General features: G+C 71.9%; 17 protein-coding genes. 8 read left to right on the top strand and 9 right to left on the bottom strand.

Going from position 1 to position 18,116, the window contains the following annotated elements:
- Nucleotides 1-112 precede the first annotated feature (112 nt).
- From FDO69_RS05445 to FDO69_RS05435, 3 genes are read right to left on the bottom strand one after another with little or no spacing between them, the layout of a single operon-like run.
- Entirely contained in the window at nt 113-706 is a 594-nt protein-coding gene (locus tag FDO69_RS05445) for a TetR/AcrR family transcriptional regulator (RefSeq protein WP_104778894.1), read from the bottom strand.
- Between the two features lie 28 nt (nt 707-734).
- Nucleotides 735-2,399, bottom strand: coding sequence for a class I adenylate-forming enzyme family protein (locus FDO69_RS05440; RefSeq protein ID WP_104778607.1), 1,665 nt, complete (start codon nt 2,397-2,399; stop codon nt 735-737).
- Nucleotides 2,396-3,166, bottom strand: a complete 771-nt coding sequence (locus FDO69_RS05435) for an SDR family oxidoreductase (RefSeq protein WP_104778606.1) — start codon at nt 3,164-3,166, stop codon at nt 2,396-2,398. Before FDO69_RS05435 ends, FDO69_RS05440 begins: the two co-directional genes overlap by 4 nt.
- Nucleotides 3,167-3,389: 223 nt before the next feature.
- Here FDO69_RS05435 and FDO69_RS05430 point away from each other — a divergent pair, with 223 nt between their 5' ends.
- Both FDO69_RS05430 and FDO69_RS05425 read left to right on the top strand, forming a co-directional pair.
- Nucleotides 3,390-4,625: an exo-beta-N-acetylmuramidase NamZ family protein gene (locus FDO69_RS05430; protein WP_104778605.1), complete on the top strand. Its 1,236-nt coding sequence runs from the start codon at nt 3,390-3,392 to the stop codon at nt 4,623-4,625.
- Nucleotides 4,626-4,786: 161 nt separating this feature from the next.
- Nucleotides 4,787-6,103, top strand: coding sequence for a serine-threonine protein kinase (locus FDO69_RS05425; RefSeq protein WP_104778604.1), 1,317 nt, complete (start codon nt 4,787-4,789; stop codon nt 6,101-6,103).
- A gap of 20 nt (nt 6,104-6,123) precedes the next feature.
- Here the strand turns inward: FDO69_RS05425 and FDO69_RS05420 are convergent, their stop codons facing one another.
- Nucleotides 6,124-8,922: a penicillin acylase family protein gene (locus tag FDO69_RS05420; protein WP_104778603.1), complete on the bottom strand. Its 2,799-nt coding sequence runs from the start codon at nt 8,920-8,922 to the stop codon at nt 6,124-6,126.
- A 264-nt stretch (nt 8,923-9,186) separates the two neighbouring features.
- On the opposite strand from FDO69_RS05420, the gene FDO69_RS05415 reads away from it, so the two are divergent.
- Nucleotides 9,187-9,789: a hypothetical protein gene (locus tag FDO69_RS05415; protein ID WP_104778602.1), complete on the top strand. Its 603-nt coding sequence runs from the start codon at nt 9,187-9,189 to the stop codon at nt 9,787-9,789.
- A gap of 75 nt (nt 9,790-9,864) precedes the next feature.
- Nucleotides 9,865-10,656: a 3-keto-5-aminohexanoate cleavage protein gene (locus tag FDO69_RS05410; RefSeq protein ID WP_167526536.1), complete on the top strand. Its 792-nt coding sequence runs from the start codon at nt 9,865-9,867 to the stop codon at nt 10,654-10,656.
- Nucleotides 10,657-10,684: 28 nt separating this feature from the next.
- On the opposite strand, the gene soxR is transcribed toward FDO69_RS05410, so the two are convergent.
- Nucleotides 10,685-11,152, bottom strand: coding sequence for a redox-sensitive transcriptional activator SoxR (gene soxR / locus FDO69_RS05405; protein ID WP_104778601.1), 468 nt, complete (start codon nt 11,150-11,152; stop codon nt 10,685-10,687).
- Nucleotides 11,153-11,261: 109 nt separating this feature from the next.
- Here soxR and FDO69_RS05400 point away from each other — a divergent pair, with 109 nt between their 5' ends.
- Nucleotides 11,262-11,723, top strand: coding sequence for a MaoC family dehydratase (locus tag FDO69_RS05400; RefSeq protein WP_104778600.1), 462 nt, complete (start codon nt 11,262-11,264; stop codon nt 11,721-11,723).
- A gap of 18 nt (nt 11,724-11,741) precedes the next feature.
- Here the strand turns inward: FDO69_RS05400 and FDO69_RS05395 are convergent, their stop codons facing one another.
- From FDO69_RS05395 to FDO69_RS05385, 3 genes are all read right to left on the bottom strand, one after another.
- Nucleotides 11,742-12,377: a TetR/AcrR family transcriptional regulator gene (locus FDO69_RS05395; protein WP_104778599.1), complete on the bottom strand. Its 636-nt coding sequence runs from the start codon at nt 12,375-12,377 to the stop codon at nt 11,742-11,744.
- 70 nt (nt 12,378-12,447) lie between these two features.
- Entirely contained in the window at nt 12,448-12,693 is a 246-nt protein-coding gene (locus FDO69_RS05390) for a YiaA/YiaB family inner membrane protein (protein WP_104778598.1), read from the bottom strand.
- Between the two features lie 59 nt (nt 12,694-12,752).
- Nucleotides 12,753-13,904: an acyl-CoA dehydrogenase family protein gene (locus FDO69_RS05385; protein ID WP_104778892.1), complete on the bottom strand. Its 1,152-nt coding sequence runs from the start codon at nt 13,902-13,904 to the stop codon at nt 12,753-12,755.
- 82 nt (nt 13,905-13,986) lie between these two features.
- On the opposite strand from FDO69_RS05385, the gene FDO69_RS05380 reads away from it, so the two are divergent.
- From FDO69_RS05380 to FDO69_RS05370, 3 genes are all read left to right on the top strand, one after another.
- Nucleotides 13,987-14,628 carry a TetR/AcrR family transcriptional regulator gene (locus FDO69_RS05380; RefSeq protein WP_104778597.1) on the top strand — a complete coding sequence of 214 codons (642 nt, stop codon included), beginning with the start codon at nt 13,987-13,989 and terminating at the stop codon, nt 14,626-14,628.
- Nucleotides 14,629-14,663: 35 nt separating this feature from the next.
- On the top strand, nt 14,664-15,386 hold the full coding sequence (locus FDO69_RS05375) for an ArsR/SmtB family transcription factor (protein WP_170320845.1): 723 nt from the start codon (nt 14,664-14,666) through the stop codon (nt 15,384-15,386).
- Between the two features lie 174 nt (nt 15,387-15,560).
- On the top strand, nt 15,561-16,529 hold the full coding sequence (locus tag FDO69_RS05370) for a DMT family transporter (RefSeq protein WP_167526535.1): 969 nt from the start codon (nt 15,561-15,563) through the stop codon (nt 16,527-16,529).
- On the opposite strand, the gene FDO69_RS05365 is transcribed toward FDO69_RS05370, so the two are convergent.
- The gene (locus tag FDO69_RS05365; protein WP_104778595.1) at nt 16,518-17,933 is read right to left on the bottom strand and encodes an MFS transporter; all 1,416 of its coding nucleotides are present in this window, start codon (nt 17,931-17,933) and stop codon (nt 16,518-16,520) included. The genes FDO69_RS05370 and FDO69_RS05365 overlap by 12 nt on opposite strands.
- Between the last annotated feature and the right edge of the window lie 183 nt (nt 17,934-18,116).

The following is an 18,116-nucleotide window of genomic DNA, read 5'->3' as shown; positions in this document are numbered from 1 at the left end:
CCGCCGCTCTGCTCGCTGCACACGGGCCGAGGTCCCCCGCGCCTGCCGGCTGCTCGACGCCGGGCGCGCCGCGCTCACCCCCCGCCCCTGACCCCGAGAGGCCGATCGGCTGCTACGGGCGCAGGGCGCGCAGCAGCAGATCGGCCAGGTGGTCGGCGACCTGCTGGGGCGTGAGGGGGCCGTCGGGTCGGTACCACGTCGACAGGTGGTGGACCGAGCCGAAGTGGTAGTCGACCACGAGATCCGCCGGGGTCGCCTTGGAGAAGACGCCCGACTCCTGGCCCTCCTCCACGAGCGCGCGGAAGCGTTCGTGGTAGCGGCGGCGCTCGGAGCGGACCTGCTTGTTCTTCTCGGGGCTGAGGTGGTGCATGGAGCGCCAGAAGATCATCGCGTCGTCGAGGCTCTCGATGGTCGTCACCACGACGTCCGCGGCGGCGGCCCGCAGCCGCTTCTCCACCGGCTCGTCGGCACCGGCCACGGCGTCCAGCCGCTCCTGCTGGATGCGCAGCACGCGCGCGTACACCTCGTGCAGCAGGTCGTCCTTGGAGCCGAAGTAGTGGTACAGCGCTCCCTTGGTGACACCGGCCGCCTCGACGATCTCCTGCACCGAGGTGCGGTCGTAGCCCTGCTCGGCGAAGAGCCGGGTGGCGGCGGCCAGGAGCCGCTGAGGCACGGGCGTGCCGTCCGAGTCCGTGGTCCTGGGCACTGCCGCCACCTGCCTTTCCGTTCTGCTGTCAGTTGCCTTGCGTACGGGAACGCAGTTCCCGCCGGAGGATCTTCCCACTGGCCGTCTTCGGCAAGTCCGGCAGGATCTCCACCTGGCGCGGATATTTGTAGGCGGCCAGTCTCTCCTTGCAGTAGGCGGCGAGTGCATCCGGGTCCGTGTCGGCGTCCGGGCGCAGGCTGATGTAGGCCTTGACGGTCTCCCCGCGATACCCGTCGGGCACCCCGACGACGGCGGCCTCGCGCACCGCCGGGTGTGTGTAGAGGACGTCCTCGACCTCGCGCGGCCACACCTTGAAGCCGGACGCGTTGATCATGTCCTTCTTGCGGTCGACGACGTACAGCCAGCCCTGCTCGTCCATGAAGCCGATGTCGCCGGTGCGCAGTTCGCCACCGGGGAACGTGGCGGCGGTGGCGTCGGGGCGGCGCCAGTAGCCGGGCACGACCTGCGGGCCGCTGACGACGATCTCGCCCTGCTCGCCGAAGGGCACCTCCGCACCGGCGTCGTCGACGATCCGCACGACCGTGTCGGGGCCGGGCAGCCCCACGGCGAGGGTCCCGGACACCGGGTCGACCGGCGCCTTCAGGCCGGGCGGCACCGAGGCGCAGGGCGCGGTGCACTCGGTCAGCCCGTAGCCGTTGCGAATGTACGGCCCGAATCCGGCCCGGAACTTCTCCACCAGCGCGGGCGGCAGCGGGGCGCCGCCGGAGGAGATCACCCGGAAGGAGGAGAAGTGGTCGCGGGTGACGGAGGGGTGGGCGGCCAGCGCCATGAAGGCCGTGGACGGCCCCACCGTGTAGTGCGGACGGTGCTCGGCGAACGCGTCCAGCACCACGCCCGACTCGAAGCGGTACGCCAGCACGAGCGTGCCACCGCTGGTCAGACAGGCGCCGAACTGGCACACCATGCCGGTGATGTGGAACAGCGGCGCCAGCCCGAAGTAGACGGGCCGCTTTGGCAGTCCGAGGCCGGTGCGCTGCCGCTCGGCGTTGTACATGATGTTGCCGTGCGTGTTGGTTGCGCCCTTGGGCGTGCCGCTCGTGCCCGAGGTGTAGCTGATCAGCGCGATGTCCGAGGGGCCGGGATCCCGGTCTTCGGGCGCCTTGTGGCCGGCCCGCGCCACGGTCACCAGGTCGTCGGCGTCCGGGGCCTGCGGCAGGCGCTCGAAGGTCAGCACGCGCGCGTCGCCGCGGCTCTGGAAGTCCAGCTCGCATCCGGTGAGCACGATCCGCACGGGCGAGTCCGACGCCGTCTCGCGCAGATACGACTCCCAGGCCCGGTCCGAGCAGATCAGCGCGGCGACCTCGCCGTCCCGCAGGACGTGCGCCACCTCGCCCGACTTGTACATCGGGTTGACCGGCACGACGACCGCGCCCGCCTTCCACGCGCCCAGCAGGGCGAGCACGAAGTGCGGGGAGTTCTGCAGCAGCACCGCGACCCGGTCGCCGCGCCGAAGACCGCGCGCCGCGAGGTGCCCGGCGACGGAGTCGCTGAGCTCGTCGACGTCCCGGTAGGTCAGCCGGCCGTCGAAGTAGGCCAGGAAGTCGCTCCCCGGTGTCTCGGCCACGGCCCGGCGCAGGGCGTGCACGAGGGAGTCCGCGGGGCTGATCGCGCCCTTCTGCGCGTCGCTGAGCAGGGCGAGCCAGGGCTTGGCGGCGTAACGGGAGTCGGTCACCGGGCCTCCTCCCACTGCTGCTGGATGCGGTTCATGCCGGACAGCCACCGGTCGGGGTCGCCGGCCCGGGCCTGATGGTAGGCGGCGACCTCGGGGTGCGGCAGGATCAGGAACCTGTCCTCCTCGATGCCCTTCAGCAGGGCGTCCGCCACGGTGTCCGGCTCGATGGCGGTCGGCTGGAGCACGAGGTCGCCCGCGCTGCCGGTGGCGGCGAGCATGTCGGTGCGCACGCCCTGGGGGCAGATGGCGTGGACCTTCACACCCCGGTGCCGGTACGTCAGCGACAGCCACTCGGCGAAGGCGAGCGCGCCGTGCTTGGTGACGGCGTAGGGGGCGGCCCCGATCATGGTGAGCAGACCGGCGGCGGACACGGTGGAGACGAACCGTCCGCTGCCGCGCTCCAGCCAGCCGGGCAGCAGCGCATGGGCGGCGCGGACGTGCGCCATCACGTTCACGTCCCAGGAGGCGGCCCAGGCCGTCTCGTCCAGCGGCCCGTCGGCGGCTCCGCCCTCGAAGGCGACACCGGCGTTGGCGCAGTAGACGTCGACGGTGCCGCCGAGTGCGTCCCGGGCGTCCCGGGCGATCGCGGAGGCGTCACCGGGCACGGCGATGCCACCGACCTCGTCCGCGACCCGCTTGGCCCGCTCGGCGTCCAGGTCGTTGACCACGACCCGGGCTCCTTGGGAAGCGAACCGCCGGGCCAGCGCTGCCCCGATTCCGCCGCCGGCCCCCGTGACAACGACTCCGGCGTCTTGAAAGGCTCCCACTCGGTCTCCTCAGTCGCGGCTCTGCAATGGCGCCAGACTAACCGGTCGGTATGTACCAGGGAAGGGTCGACCGACAACGCCCCCTGAAAGGGGCCGAGGGCTGTCCGATCGGGCGGCTCCGCCGCGGGCCGCGCTCGATGCCGGACGGCCCGCAGCCTCCCCACGGCCCACGGGAGCGCATACCGTGCCCATGCCGACCGTCCCCGCTCCAGGAGGTCACCGCATGCGCCCTTCCAGACGAGCCGTCATCACCACCGCCACGGCGGCAGCCGTGGCGGCGACCTCCACCGCATCCGCCGCCCAGCACCGCGGGCACCTGCGCACCGGCTTCGAACGCCTCGCCCGCGACGGCTACGCCCTGCTCGACGGCCAGAAGGCCGGCATCGTCACCAACCCCACCGGCATCACCCGCGACGCCCGGCACATCGTCGACGTCATGCACGCCGACGACCGCGTCGAGCTGACCGCCGTCTTCGGCCCGGAGCACGGCTTTCGCGGCACCGCCCAGGCCGGCGGCTCCGAGGGCCGCTACGACGACCCCGCGACCGGCCTGCCCGTCTACGACACCTACCTCAAGAGCGGCCGGCCCCTCGCCGACGTCTTCACCGCGTCCGGCGTCGACACGGTCGTCTTCGACATCCAGGACGTCGGCGCCCGCTTCTACACGTACATCTGGACGCTCTACGACTGCATGGAGGCCGCCCGGATCGCCGGCAAGCGGTTCGTCGTGCTGGACCGGCCGAACCCGGTGACCGGCCGGGCGGCCCTCGGCCCGGTCCTGCACAGGGAGTTCGCCACGTTCGTCGGGCGGCAGCCCATCGCCCAGGCCCACGGGATGACCGTCGCCGAACTGGCGCGGCTGTTCAACGGGGAGTTCCTGACCGACCCCGTGCCGCTTCGGACGGTGACGATGTCGGGCTGGCGGCGCTCGCAGTTCTACGATGCCTCCGGGCTGCCCTGGGTGCCGCCCAGCCCGAACATGCCGACGCCGGAGACGGCCCTGGTGTACTCGGGAACGTGCCTGTTCGAGGGCACGAACCTGTCCGAGGGGCGTGGCACGACCCGGCCGTTCGAGCTGCTGGGCGCGGAGGGCGTCGACCGGCGCTGGGCGGCAGCGGCGAACGAACTCGCCCTGCCCGGCGTGCGGTTCAGGGAGGCGTACTTCGCGCCCACCTTCTCGAAGTTCCAGGGGAAGACGATCGGCGGTGTGCAGGTCCATGTGCACGACCGGGCCGCCTTCGATCCGGTCCGCACGGGGATCGCCCTGCTCGTCACCGCCAAGCAGGTCTGGAGCGGTTTCGCCTGGCGCCCGGACAACTGGATCGACAAACTCACCGGCTCCGCGCGTGTGCGGACGATGATCGACGCGGGTGCCGGCACCGAGGAGGTGGTGGCCGGGTGGCAGGAGGACCTGGCGGCGTTCCGCAGGACGAGGCGCGCCTACCTCCTCTACCGCTGACCCGGGCCCGCGAGCGACGAACACCGCCGGCCGCTTCCGCGAGCGACGAACACCGGCCGGTTCTGCCAGGACCAATGTGCCCGTGACGTATGGCCAAGCTCCCCCGTTGGCAGGACGATGCGCCCACATCGTGGCGTCACCCGGGGGTCAGGGGGCCTGTCATGGCGGATCCGGCGATGAGTGTGACTCCCTACTGGGAGCTGGCCTTCGACGCGGACGGGGACCCGGACGGCCGTCGGCGCGACCGGCTCCTCGCCGGAGTGACCGAGCGGGGCGTGCGCGATCTGATCGTCTTCGCGCACGGCTGGAACAACGACCGCTCCGGGGCGACGCGCCTCTACGACCGCTTCTTCGCGCCCGTGCCACGGCTGGCCCCGGCGGCGCGGATCGGGTACGCCGGGGTGCTGTGGCCGGCGATGCGGTTCGCCGACGAGCCGATCCCTGACTTCCCGCGGGCCGTGTCGGCCGATCCGCCGGGGCGCCCGGTGCTGGACAAGGACACCCGGCACGCGCTGCTGGAGACCTTCCCGGGCCGGGCGATCCTGGTCGACCAGATCGCCCGGCTGCTGGAGCAGCAGCCGCCACAGGAGGCCGAACTGGAGGAGTTCGGGCGGCTGGTGCGGACGCTGGTGGAGGTGGTGGCGCCGGGGCCGCAGGCGTTGTTCGCGGCGGACACGGTGGCGGAGGGCGTGCCGCAGAGCGAACCGGGGATGTTCGCCGGATCGTCGGCGGCGGCCTGCGAGGAGTTCGCCCGGGCGCTGACGGAGTTCGAGGCGTCCGGGTCACCGCAGGGGTTCAGCTTCCCCAACCCCTGGGACGGCGCGCACGAACTGCTGCGGCAGGCGACGTACTACGCGATGAAGCGGCGCGCGGGGACCGTCGGTGAGCGGGGGCTCGGCCGGGTCGTCGGGCAGCTCGCGGAGGCGGCCCCGGGAGTGCGGGTGCACCTGGTCGGGCACAGCTTCGGCGCACGGCTGGTGTCGTTCGCGCTGCGGGGCCTTCCCGAGGGCGTGCGCACGGTGAAGTCGGTGACGCTGCTCCAAGGGGCGTTCTCGCACTACGCGTTCGCGGCCCGGCTGCCGCACGACGCCCGGGCCGGAGGGGTGCTCCAGGGGCAGCAGAACCGTGTCGACGGGCCCTTGGTGTGCTGCCACTCCCGGCATGACGCGGCCCTGGGCACGATGTACCCGCTGGCCTCGCGGATGGCGGGCGACAGCCGGTCGGCCGCCCAGTCGGCCCTGGGGCGGGCTCTGGGCGCCACGTGGGGCGCGATGGGGCACGACGGGGTGCAGGCGGTGCCGGGCACGCGCGCGTACACCCTCGCCGAAGCCCTGCGTGCGCGACTGCCTGCCTCGGGGTGCGTGAACGTCGACGCGGCGGCCGTGGTCAGACGGGGCGGGCCGCCGGCCGGTGCGCACAGCGACATCCTGCACGCGGAGCTGGCCCGGCTGGTCCTGGCGGCGGGCCGCGTTCGCTGACCCACCGCCAGGACGGTGCCTCACCGGTGTGAGGTGAACTCCACGACCTGCTGGTAGGTCGGCCGGTTCTGCCAGCTGATCTTGCCGTGCTTGATGCCGCCGAGGGTGCGGTGGTTGATCGAGTCGGCGCACCACTGGTCGCCGGCCGAGCACACGTCGTCGCCGGGGTAGACCTGGGCCGCGGTCCTGCCGGCCGCCTCCTTCAGGGTGCTGACGAGGGCGTCGCGGCAGGCGCCGAGGCTGCCGTCGCCGCAGTACTTCCTCGCGAGCGGCCCCTTCACCTGCTCGCCGAGCACCGCGCGGACGTCCTTGTCGACATAGCTCCACCAGCCGTACTGGAAGGAGCTCCCGGCGTGCGAGCCGGTCGGGCCGTGCGCCGCCGACGGGGACTCGTCGACGGGGAGGTTGGCCGTGACCGCTTCGTACAGCTCGCTGCCGAGGCCCGGTTCGAACTCGGCCTTGACCAGCAGCGGCCACCAGGCGTCCAGGATGCGGATCGCGTCGGCGTCGGCGTACTTCTTCGACCCTGCCGCGGTCTCCGTGCGCTTGCCGCCCGCGGCGACCCAGGCCTGGAGCTTGCTCACGGCGGCCGCGGCGGCCGGGTCGGTGACGGGTGTGCTGGTGACGGCCTTCAGGAGATCGGGCAGGACGTCCTCGGCCCGGAGGTCCGCAAGCCCGGCGTCGGCCATGGCCTTCACCAGGGCGGCGCGGGTCACCCCGCCCTGCTGGACCAGCTTCCTCACCCGGTCCTCCAGGAGGTTGCCGCGGTGCACCGAGCCGTTGCCCCAGGGCGCGGTCGTGTAGTCCCTGGCCTGCTTGTTGTTCCAGGAGACGTAGTAGTCCTGGTCGATGGAGTTCGGGTGGGCGGAGGGCGGGGTGTAGTCGGCCGTGTTGGTCGCCGGGTCCCAGCCGCGCCACTCGTAGGCCGGCCGGGCCCATGCCGGGAACTCGGAGTCGACGCCGGTCGCGCGCACCGGGTTGTCGCCGCTGTTGTAGTACGCGGTGTGCTCGGAGTCGGCGTAGAACCAGTTGAAGGTGTAGTTGATGTGCTGGACGGCCTTCTGGAAGGAGTCCGGGCCCTTGACGTAGTCCGGGTCGTTCAGCATCTGGAAGCCGATGATGGAGTCGGCCTCGTGCAGGAAGGACGAGCGCAGGGTGGTGTAGGCGACCTTCTTGCCGCCGACCGTGGCGCGGTACTCGACGGGTCCGTACTTCGTGCGCCAGACCCGCATGGTGTACGAGCCGGCCGCGGTGCCGTCGGCGGTCGTGGGCTTCCAGGCGTTCTTCTGCTCGATCTTCTCCATGGGGGTGCAGGTGCCGCGGTACAGGTAGTGGTAGTCGTCCTGGCACAGCTCGACCGCGTAGGTGTCGATGATGTCCTGGCCGGAGGTCGTGGCGCTCCAGGCGTAGTCCTGGCCGCGGCCGAGTTCGACGTACATGCTCAGGCCGGCGAAGGAGGCGCCGCGGGCGCTGATGCCCGGGCCCTGGATCTCCTGGAGCAGCAGCAACTGGGGGGCGAAGTAGCCGGTCTGCGGGCCGAACACGGCGACGGGGTGGCCACTGGCCGTGTGCTTGCCGCTGACCACGAGGGCGTTGGACATGCCGCGCCTGGCGGACGACGTGGCGGTTTTCGCGGCTCGACCGGACGCGCCGGTCGCACTGGCCGTGGTGGCGGTGCCGGTGCGGTCGTACACGAGCGGCTCCGGCTGCACCGAACCGGCGTCGGGCAGGGCCGTGCCCTGCGGGTCGGCCGGCTTGGCGCCGTAGGGGAAGCTGCCGTCGTGCTGGGTGAGGACGGCCTCCGGGTCGTTGCGCATCCGGAAGGACTCCCAGACCCTGGTGCCCTCGGTGACGCCGTACTTCTCCTGGGCGGCCATGAGCGAGAGGGCGTTGTTCACCTCACCGCCTCCGCCCGAGCCGAACAGCGCGCCGATGACGGAGGCCAGCGCGACCATGTCGGTGATCTTGAAGTGTTCGATCGTGCCGGCGTTGGTGACTGAGTCCTTGTGCCCGGTGAGTACGTATTCACCGGGGAAGGTGCGGCCCTTGTCGGAGGCGTCGATGTAGGAGTTGATGCCGTCGAGGTAGGCCTTGACGTCGGCGAGGGCCTGCTGTCCGCGCTCGCCGTTGGTGGCGACGGCGTTGTCGATCTGCGCCTGCAGATCGGCCTCGCTGTAGGGGGCGTGCCGCCAGAACTGCTGCTCGAGGCCCTGGTTGGAGGGCGCACCGCCCGCGAAGGAGGTCAGCTGACCGCGACCGACGTGCCGGAAGACGTCCATCAGCCACAGCCGGTCCTGCGCTGCCGCATATCCGGCGCCGAACTCCGTGCCGTATCGGGTGGTCCCGGTGATGTGCGGCACACCGGTCTTCTTGTCCCGGACGATCGTCACGTCACTGCGTCCGGCGGGTTTGACGCTGGAGGCGACCTGGTCGGCGGGGACCCCGAAGGAGGCGTCGTTGAAGAAGGTGTTGATCTTGTCGTTGGTGAGGGCGGGGTAGCCCTTGGCGAGGTTGGCGTAGGGGCCGAGCTGGTCCTCGGCGTGCTCGGGCTGGGTGCCGAATGCCTGGTTGAGGAGGATCTGAGCGAGGGTGGCGTTGCCGTTCTGGCCGGGCGGGAGGATGTCCGAACACTGGTTGCCGCAGTGATCGTTCGCCGCGGCGGTGGCCTGCGCGGTCGCTGTTTCCGATGCGGCAGCCGGGGCAAGCGGCGACAAGAGACCTGCGATCAGGGTGCATACGGATGCTGTCTTCAGGAACCCGGGGATTCCGCTGGGAGTTCTCATTCTGTCGAGAACGGTGCGTGGGGCACGCCGTGGCATGGGGGGCTCCTCCCGACGGGGGTGGGCGGGATGTTACCGCCGGTATCCCCCGGCTTGAAGATGAACAGGCGTCACTTTTTGAAGTCGGCACAACAGACACACGGATCACGGCAGTCGACCGGCGAGCCTCTTCGGGCCGCTTATGGAGGCCATTTGAAATCGGATGGAGCCGATTCGCTTGTCGATACGTCTATTCGGCGACGTCCGTACGACGACGCCGAAGTGACCGGATTACAGGTGCAGGTGTGACGGAGGTGCAGGACGATGGCCGGTTTCCGGAGTCTGGCGAGACAGGTCCGCGATCCGCGGTGCGATCTGGCCCTGCGGCGCTATTCGCTGCGTAAGTGCCTTGAGAGGTTCGCCCCTTACGGGCACAGAGCGACCTGGGACCATCTCTGCTCCCGGGCGGGGTTCGGCCCGGAGGACCGCTCCCCCGATCCGGTGCGGCTCATGGCCGCACTGGACGAGCTGGAGGAGGCGCGGGCGGTCTGGCTGGCCTACGAGGTCGAGTTCGCCGAGCGCCGCAAGAAGGAGAAGCACGACGGACTGCGCAGGCCGGGCAGTGTGGACGACTGGCACCGGCTGACCTGGGGCGGTTTCGGCGTGGCCTGGTGCGACGACCCGGCGGTCCATCCCCGTGAACCGCTGGCCGAGGTGCTGCGCCGGCTGATCGCCGCGCTGGAGCGCGAGCCGGGCTCGGCGTGCCCGGTGTGCGGCGGTGAGCAGCTCTACTGGAGGTACGACCTGGACCACGAACCCTCGTCCGGTCCGGTCTGCGCGGACTGCGGAATCCTGGTGCCGCGTCCCGTGCTCACGCGCGAGGCCCTGGCCTACGCCAGGCGGACCAGGTTGTTGGTGTCGGCTTGACGGATGCGGGTGCGCGGGGGGTGCGCCGGGGATGCCGCACCCCCACTGTCGACGGTGACTGGCACCATCGACGGCATGATGCAGGGGTGCCTGAACGGATCGCGGACGGCCGCTGACGGCGTGGCCGTGCCGCTGACACCCGAGTCGCTGGCCGACTCGGCCGCCGGGGCCGTGGCCGCCGGGGCGACGGACCTCCATGTCCATCCCAAGACGCCCTGCGGACGGGACACGTTCTCGCCGCGAGTGCTCGCGACGACGCTGTCGGCGATCCGGGCGCGAGTGGCGGTGCCGGTGGGTGTGACCACGGGCGCGTGGGCTGAACCCGACCCGGCCGCCCGGCTGGAGCGGATACGCGGCTGGACCGTGCTGCCCGACCACGCCTCGGTCAACTGGCACGAGCCGGGGGCGGAGGAGACGGCCGCGCTGCTCATGGAGCTCGGGGTGGGCGTGGAGGCCGGCATCTGGTCCGGCACGGACGGGGCGGAGCGGTTCGCGGCGTCGGCGCTGGGGCCGAGGGTGCTGCGGGTCCTGGCCGAGGTGACGAACCCGGACCCGGTGAGCGCGGCCGCCTCGGCACGGAGACTGCTGTCCGACCTGGGGCCCGCGCACGGCCGTCTCGTGCTGCTGCACGGCGAGGACGGCGGCGCCTGGCCGGTGCTGCGCCTCGCGGGCCGGCTGGGGCTGGCCACACGGATCGGGCTGGAGGACGTCCTCCTCCTGCCGGACGGCCGACGGGCGCAATCCAACGCGCAGTTGGTGGCGGCCGGGCTGACGGAGTACGGGGCGGGTCGGGGGCCGAACGGAGGGTTACCGGCCGGGCACCGAAGCGGGGGCCCGAGCACGCCGCAGGACCCGCCTTCGGCCTGACCGGGCACAGGGCGAGCCGGAGCGGCGGCTATCCGCGGCGGCCCTTGTCGGCCATCAGGCGGGACCCCGTGAGCCGCTCGCCGAAGACGTCGTCCGGGTTGGACAGAACGCAGGTGTCCAGGGAGAGGCAGCCGCAGCCGATGCAGTCGGCGAGGTGATCCCTCAGGCGGTTCAGCTGCTTGATGCGTTCTTCCAGTTCGGTGCGCCAGACTTCGGAGAGGTGCGCCCAGTCCTCCCGGGTGGGCGTGCGCTCCTCGGGGAGTTCCGCGAGCGCCTCGCGAATCGTCGCCAGGGGGATGCCGACCCGCTGCGCGGCCCTGATGAACGCGACCCGGCGCAGCGTGTCACGGGAGTAGCGGCGCTGGTTGCCCGAGGTCCGACGGCTGCTGATCAGACCCTTGGACTCGTAGAAGTGCAGGGCGGAGACGGCGGCGCCGCTGCGCGCCGCGAGCTGGCCGACCGTGAGCTCGTGGATCTTCTCTGGAATCCGGTGCACCCCGCGACCCTACCGAGTCCGTTGACACAGCCACCGCGGCCGACCATGCTAAGCAGTCGCTTAGACATGTGAGCGCGCAGACTCCCTGCACACGAGAGGCCTGGAAGACATGGCAGAGCCGAGGATCTTCACGTCCGTCGACGACCTGAAGTCGGCGGTGGGCGAACAACTGGGGTACACCGACTGGCTCGACATCGACCAGAAGCGGATCGACCTCTTCGCGGAGGCCACCGGTGATCACCAGTGGATCCATGTCGACGCGGAGAAGGCCGCCGCGGGCCCGTTCGGCACCACCATCGCGCACGGCTACCTGACCCTGTCCCTGCTGCCCCTCTTCGGGCCGCAGCTGATCGCCGTCGAGGGCGTGAAGATGGGCGTCAACTACGGCACGAACAAGGTGCGCTTCCCCGCCCCGGTCCCCGTGGGCTCCCGGCTGCGCGCCACCGCGACGATCAGCGGCGTCGACGAGGTGCCCGGCGGCGTCCAGGTGGCCGTCGCCTTCAGCGTGGAGCGCGAGGGCGGCGACAAGCCGGTCTGCGTCGCCGAGTCGGTGGCGCGCTACTACTTCTGAGCCGGGGCGAGGCGCCCCTCAGGCCGTCGGTCCCTGGGCTCCGACCATCCGCAGCACGAGGTCGGCGTACAGCTCGCCGACCTCCTCCGGTGTCCGGGGCCCGCCGACGTTGAACCACCGCGCCACGTCGATGCAGAGGGACAGCACGGCCAGCGTCGTGCCGTGCACGTCGACGACGTCGAACTCGCCCGACCGCACGCCCTCCTCGATGATCCCGCGCACCTCGCCGTCGACCTCGCGGCGCAGCGCGAGGATCTCGGCTCGGGCGTCGGGACCCAGCGATTCGAGTTCGTACTGCACGACGCGGGCGGTGGTACGGCCGCCCGCGTGCCAGCGCACGAAGGAACTGACCGCGCCGGCGAGCCGCTCGGTGGGGGTGCCCTCCCGCCGGGACGCCACCTGCAGGATCTCCAGGGCCTTCTCGTGCCCGATCCTGCTGATGCGGTGCAGCAGTTCTTCCTTGGTCTTGTAGTGGATGTAGAGGGCGGCCGGGCTCATCCCGGCGCGGCCCGCGATGTCGCGGGTCGTCGTGGCGTGGTAGCCACGCTCGGCGAAGGCCTCCACCGCGGCGACCAGCAGCCGCCGCGCCGCGTCGGGCGTGACCTCGCCCCACGCCTGCGCCTCGCCGCCGGCTGTCTCCTCCGCCGTACTCATCGCTCGCCCCTCTCCACTGGCAGGAGCAACACCATACCGCCGAAGGTGAGCGAGCGCTTAGTGTGGCCGCTCAGCGCTTTTCGAAGGGGGTGTACGAGGGAGCCGCCCCCTCCTGCCGGTCCCGGATCACCTTGGCCAGGGTGAAGGAGGACGTGACCAGGTAGAGGACGGCGATGGCGAGGAAGGCCCGCACCCAGGCGTCGGCGCTCAACTGGTAGATGCCGATGGCCGTGGCCGCCATGGCGACGGCGAAGGAGGCGACGGCCTGGCCGTAGAAGGCGGCCGTGTTCTGCTGCTTGCCCGGTGTGTCACTCATGGGGAAAGCATCGGCGGACGTGGCCCGCGCCACATCCGCCGAGGTACTCAGACACGTACTCAGAACGCCGAGACGCCTGTCAGCGCCCGCCCGATGACCAGCTTCTGGATCTGGCTGGTGCCCTCGTAGAGGGTCATCACCCGGGCGTCCCGCAGCAGCTTGCCCACCGGGTACTCGTCGATGTAGCCGTAGCCGCCGAAGACCTGGAGCGCGTTGTTCGCGGCGCGGACGGCGGCCTCCGAGGCGAACAGCTTGGCCTTGGACGACTCCACGGCGAACGGCCGCCCCCGGTCGATCAGGTCGGCGACCCGCCAGGTGAGCAGCCGGGCGGCGTCGACGTCCAGGGCGATGTCGCTGAGCAGCTCCTGGACGAGCTGGTGGTGGGCGATGGTCCTGCCGAACTGCTCCCGCTCCCCCGCGTACCGCACGGCCGCGTCGAGGGCCGCCTGGGCTATGCCGACGCAGCCCGCGGCGACGGACATCCGGCCCTTGGCGAGGGCCGACATGGCGATCGAGAAGCCCTTGCCCTCCTCCCCGAGCAGGGCGGAGGCCGGTACGCGCACGTCGTCCAGGACGAGCTCGGCGGTGGCCTGGCCGCGCAGCCCGAGCTTGCCGTGGATGGTGCGGCGGGTCAGGCCGGGTGTGTCGGTGGGGACGAGGAAGGCGGAGACGCCCTTGTGACCGGGGGCGTCCGTGGAGCGGGCGAAGAGCAGGACGACGTCGGCCCAGGTGCCGTTGGTGATGAACATCTTGGTGCCGTTGAGGACGTAGTCGTCGCCGTCCCGCACCGCCCGGGTCACCAGACTGCCCGCGTCCGAGCCGGTGCCCGGTTCGGTGAGGCCGAAGCAGCCGACCGCAGCGCCGGAGGTCAGACCGGGCAGCCAGAGCCGCTTCTGCTCCTCGCTCCCGAAGGCGGCGACGGTCTTGGCGACGAGTCCGAGGGAGACGGAGACGATGCCGCGCACGGACGAGTCGCCCCGGCCCAGCTCCTCCGTGACCAGGCAGTACGCGAGATGGTCGCCGCCGGAGCCGCCGTACTCCTCGTCGATCGTCAGACCCAGGAAGCCGACCTCCCCGAGCTTGTCGACGATGCCCCGGTCGACCGCCTCGGCGCGGTCCCAGGCGACGACGTGCGGGGTGATCTCGCGCTCCACGAAGTCCCGCGCGAGCTGCCGGACCGCGCTCTGCTCCTCGCTGAGCTCCAGATTCACCACAGGTCACCCCACTGAAAGCCGTAAGTGTAGATTTAAATTAGCACTGCTAGTTTCTTGGTGCAGCCCTACTATGTGCGCCATGGCCCGACCGCGCAAGCCCTTGCTCAGCACCGACCGGATCGTCGAGACGGCCCGTGCGCTCGTGGACGCGGAGGGGCTGGCCGCCGTCTCCACGCGGCGGCTCGCCGCCGAACTGGGGGTCAGCGGGCCCTCGCTGTACAACCACTTCCGCACCAAGGACGAGATCCTGGAGGCGGTCGCCGACTCGGTGAGCGGCCAGGTGGACCTGTCGATGTTCCAGGACGGCCGGGACTGGCGGACCGCGCTGCACGACTGGGCCGTCTCCTACCGGGCCGCGCTGCGCGACCACCCCAACATCGTCCCGGTGCTGGCCCGCGGCCCCGGCCGCCGCCCGGCCGGGCTGCGCCTCGCGGACGCCGTCTACGGCGCGATGGTCGCCGCGGGCTGGCCGCCGGCGCAGGCCACGTCGATCGGCGCGCTGATGCGGTACTTCGTGATGGGCTCCGCGCTCGGCTCCTTCGCCGGGGGCTTCGTGGACGACGCGAGCGCGTACGACCCCGCCGACTACCCCCACCTCCAGCAGGCGCACCTCCTCGCCGAACAACAGGAGAAGATCGACGAGAGGGCCTTCGAGACCGGGCTGACGGCCCTGCTGGACGGGCTGGCGCGGCAGTACGAGCAGGTGCGGCGCCCGGCGTAGCGACGCTTCGGCGCCGGCCGAACCGTCCGTGTTCCATGCTGGACGGCATGACGACGAGGGATCCGCAGGCGACGGCCCTGGCACGGCTCGCCGCGCTGTTCGCGGACGAGACCCGGGCCGCGTGCCTGCTGGCGCTGCTCGACGGACGGGCCTGGACCGCGAGTGAGCTGGCGCGGCACGCGGGAGTCGCCGCGTCGACGCTGAGCGAGCACCTGGGCCGGCTCGTCGGGGGCGGACTGCTCGCCGAGGAACGGCAGGGCAGGCACCGGTACGTCCGGCTGGCCGACGCGCGGGTCGCGCAACTGCTGGAGGACCTGGCCGCGCAGGTCGCGCCCGGCTCGACCGTACGCCCGCGCACCCTGCGGGAGTCGAGCGCCGGCTCGGCGATGGCCCGGGGCCGCACCTGCTACGACCATCTCGCCGGGCGGCTCGGCATCGCGGTCACCGACGCGCTGACGGCGCGCGGCCTGCTGGAGCAGGAAACGGGGTTCGCGCTCACCGACGCGGGGCTGGCGTGGTTCGCGTCGGCCGGGATCGGCCTCGAACGCCGGGGGCGGCGGCCGTTGGCCCGGGGATGCCTGGACTGGACCGAGCGCCGCCCCCATCTCGCGGGCGTGGCGGGCGCCGCGCTGTGCCGGCATGCCCTGGACACGGGGTGGTGCGTGCGCATCGGCTCCGAGCGGGCCGTGAAGGTGACGGCGGCCGGTGAGCGCGCCCTCTCCGACCTGCTGGGCGTACAGGCGGCGGCGCTGCGGTAGGTGCGCACGGCGCCCGGGCCGACCCCGGCACGACACCCCCTCCGACCGCACGGCGCCCCGTCCGACCCGGCACGACACCCCCTCCGATCGCGCACGGCGTCTCTACCTCGCGCGGTGTCCCGTCCGAAATCCGCGAGCCTTCAGGCCCCTCCCCCTCCTAGCCTCTGGAGCATGATGTCGAACACCTCCCCGTCCCCTTCCGCCCGCCGCGCGGATCTGCTCGCCGCCGGTGCGGCCGCGGTGACCGTCGTGCTGTGGGCCTCCGCCTTCGTCTCGATCCGCAGCGCGGGTGAGGCGTATGCACCGGGTGCGCTGGCGCTCGGACGACTGCTGGCCGGGGCGCTGACGCTGGGGGTGATCTGTCTGCTGCGGCGGGAGGGGCTGCCGCCGCGCTCGGCCTGGCGCGGGATCGCGATCTCGGGCGTGCTGTGGTTCGGCTGCTACATGGTCGTCCTGAACTGGGGCGAGCAGCAGGTCGACGCGGGAACGGCCGCCCTGGTCGTGAACACCGGGCCGATCCTCATCGCGCTGCTCGGTGCCCGGCTGCTCGGCGACCCGATGCCGCCGCGGCTGCTGGCGGGGATGGCCGTGTCGTTCGCCGGTGCCGTGACGGTGGGTCTGTCGATGTCGGGCGAGGGCGGTTCCTCGGTGCTGGGTGTGGTGCTGTGCCTGCTGGCGGCGATCACGTACGCCGCCGGTGTCGTGGCGCAGAAGCCTGCGCTGGGCACCGCGAGCCCGTTGCAGGTGACGACGTTCGGGTGCCTGGTCGGCGCGGTGCTGTGCCTGCCGTTCGCCGGGCAGCTCGTGCACGAGGCCGCCGCGGCGCCCGCCGCCGCGACGCTGAACATGGTGTATCTGGGCGTCTTCCCGACCGCCCTCGCCTTCACGACCTGGGCGTACGCCCTGTCCCGGACGACCGCGAGCCGGATGGGCGCGACGACGTACGCGGCGCCCGCGCTGGTCGTGCTGATGTCCTGGCTGTTCCTCGGCGAGGTGCCGGGGCTGCTCACGCTGGTGGGCGGTGTGCTGTGCCTGGCGGGCGTGGCGGTGTCCCGGTCCCGGTCACGGGCGGCGGCCCGGGCGGTGACTCCGGGAGCGGTTCCGGAGCCACTGCCCGAGGAGGCCGGGGACTCAGCCCGCTGACTCGGCCTGGGTCTCCGGCTCGGCCTGGGTCTCCGGCACGGCCTGGGTCGCCGGCTCGGCCTGCGTCTCCGGCGCCTTCTGCGCTTCTGCGCCGCGCGCCCGGGCCGCGAGGATCCTGATCGACACCAGGGCGATCACCGAGAGCACCACGATGTAGCCGGACACGGCCATCGAGGTGCCGGTCGCCTCCAGCAGCAGCACCATCATGAAGGGCGCGAGCCCACCGCCCGCCACGGCCGCGATCTGGTAGCCGAGGGAGGCGCCGGTGTAGCGCATCTCGGGCGTGAACAGCTCGGCGAACAGGGCGGCCTGTGGGCCGTACATGATGCTCAGGAAGCAGCTGGCGACGAACGTGCCGACGGCGAGCCACAGCAGCGAGCCGGTGTCGATCAGCAGGAAGAGCGGCACGGCCCACAGGGCGATGCCGACCGCCCCGAAGGCGTAGATCCGGATGCGGCCCAGACGGTCGGAGAGGGCCGCGGCGGCCGGGATCAGCACCAGCTGGGTGAGGCTGACACAGAGCGAGACCATGAGCACCGGGCCCTTCTTCATGTCCAGTTCCCGGGTCGTGTAGTCGAGGACGCCGGTGATGAGGATGTAGAAGGTGGCGGTGTTCACGGCGAAGGAGCCGCCGGCCAGGAACACGGTGCCGAGGTGGCCGCGCAGGATCGTGCGCAGCGGCGAGTTCTGCTCGGTCTTCTCCTTCTCGGCGAGCGCCCGCTCGGCCTCGCGGAACGCCGGGGTCTCCTCGACACGCTTGTGGATGTACCAGGCGAGGGCGAGCACCAGCAGGCCTACCAGGAACGGCACCCGCCAGCCCCAGGCGGCGAACGCCGAGTCGGTGGTGAGGGCTCCGGCCAGCAGGAAGACGGTGTTGGCGGTGACCACGCCGATGGGGACGCCGAGCTGGACGACACTGCCGTAGACACCGCGCTTGCCCTCCGGGGCGTACTCGGTGGCCAGGAGCATCGCGCCGCCCCACTGGGCGCCGACGGCGACGCCCTGCGCGACCCGGAGCAGGACGAGCAGGATCGGGGCGGCCACGCCGATCGTGTCGTACGTCGGCAGCAGGCCGATCGCGGTCGTGGACACGCCCATCAGGGTGAGGGCGAGGACCAGCATCGGCTTGCGGCCGCGCTTGTCGCCGAGGTGACCGGCGACGATGCCGCCGATGGGCCGGGCGAGGAAGCCGACGGCGAAGGTCGCGAACGAGGCGAGAACGCCTGCCGTGGCGCTTCCGGCGGGGAAGTAGAGGTCGCCGAGCACGAGGGCGGCGGCGATGCCGAAGACGAAGTAGTCGTACCACTCGACGGCCGAGGCGAGCGCCGCCGCGGTGGCGACCCGGCGTCGGTTGCCGACGGCGGGGGTGGTGGTGACGGGCTGAGCGGAAGGTGCCGTGTCCATGCGGTGCACGCTCCGGGGGTGCGAGGGGGACGGAACGGGGGGTGGCTCGAGTTCCGGGGAACGTACTGACCGGACGGTATGGACGTCAACGGGTCGTGCACCAGGAGTTTTGCCTGTACTTGGCATGGAACACGGGCCCGGACACGCCGAAGACCCCGGCCTCGCGAGGAAGCCGGGGCACCG

This window comes from Streptomyces tibetensis, assembly GCF_007655005.1.
GTDB lineage: Bacteria > Actinomycetota > Actinomycetes > Streptomycetales > Streptomycetaceae > Streptomyces > Streptomyces tibetensis.
The sequence above is the reverse complement of the archived record's forward strand: the minus strand, read 5'-3'. Positions and strand labels throughout refer to the sequence as shown.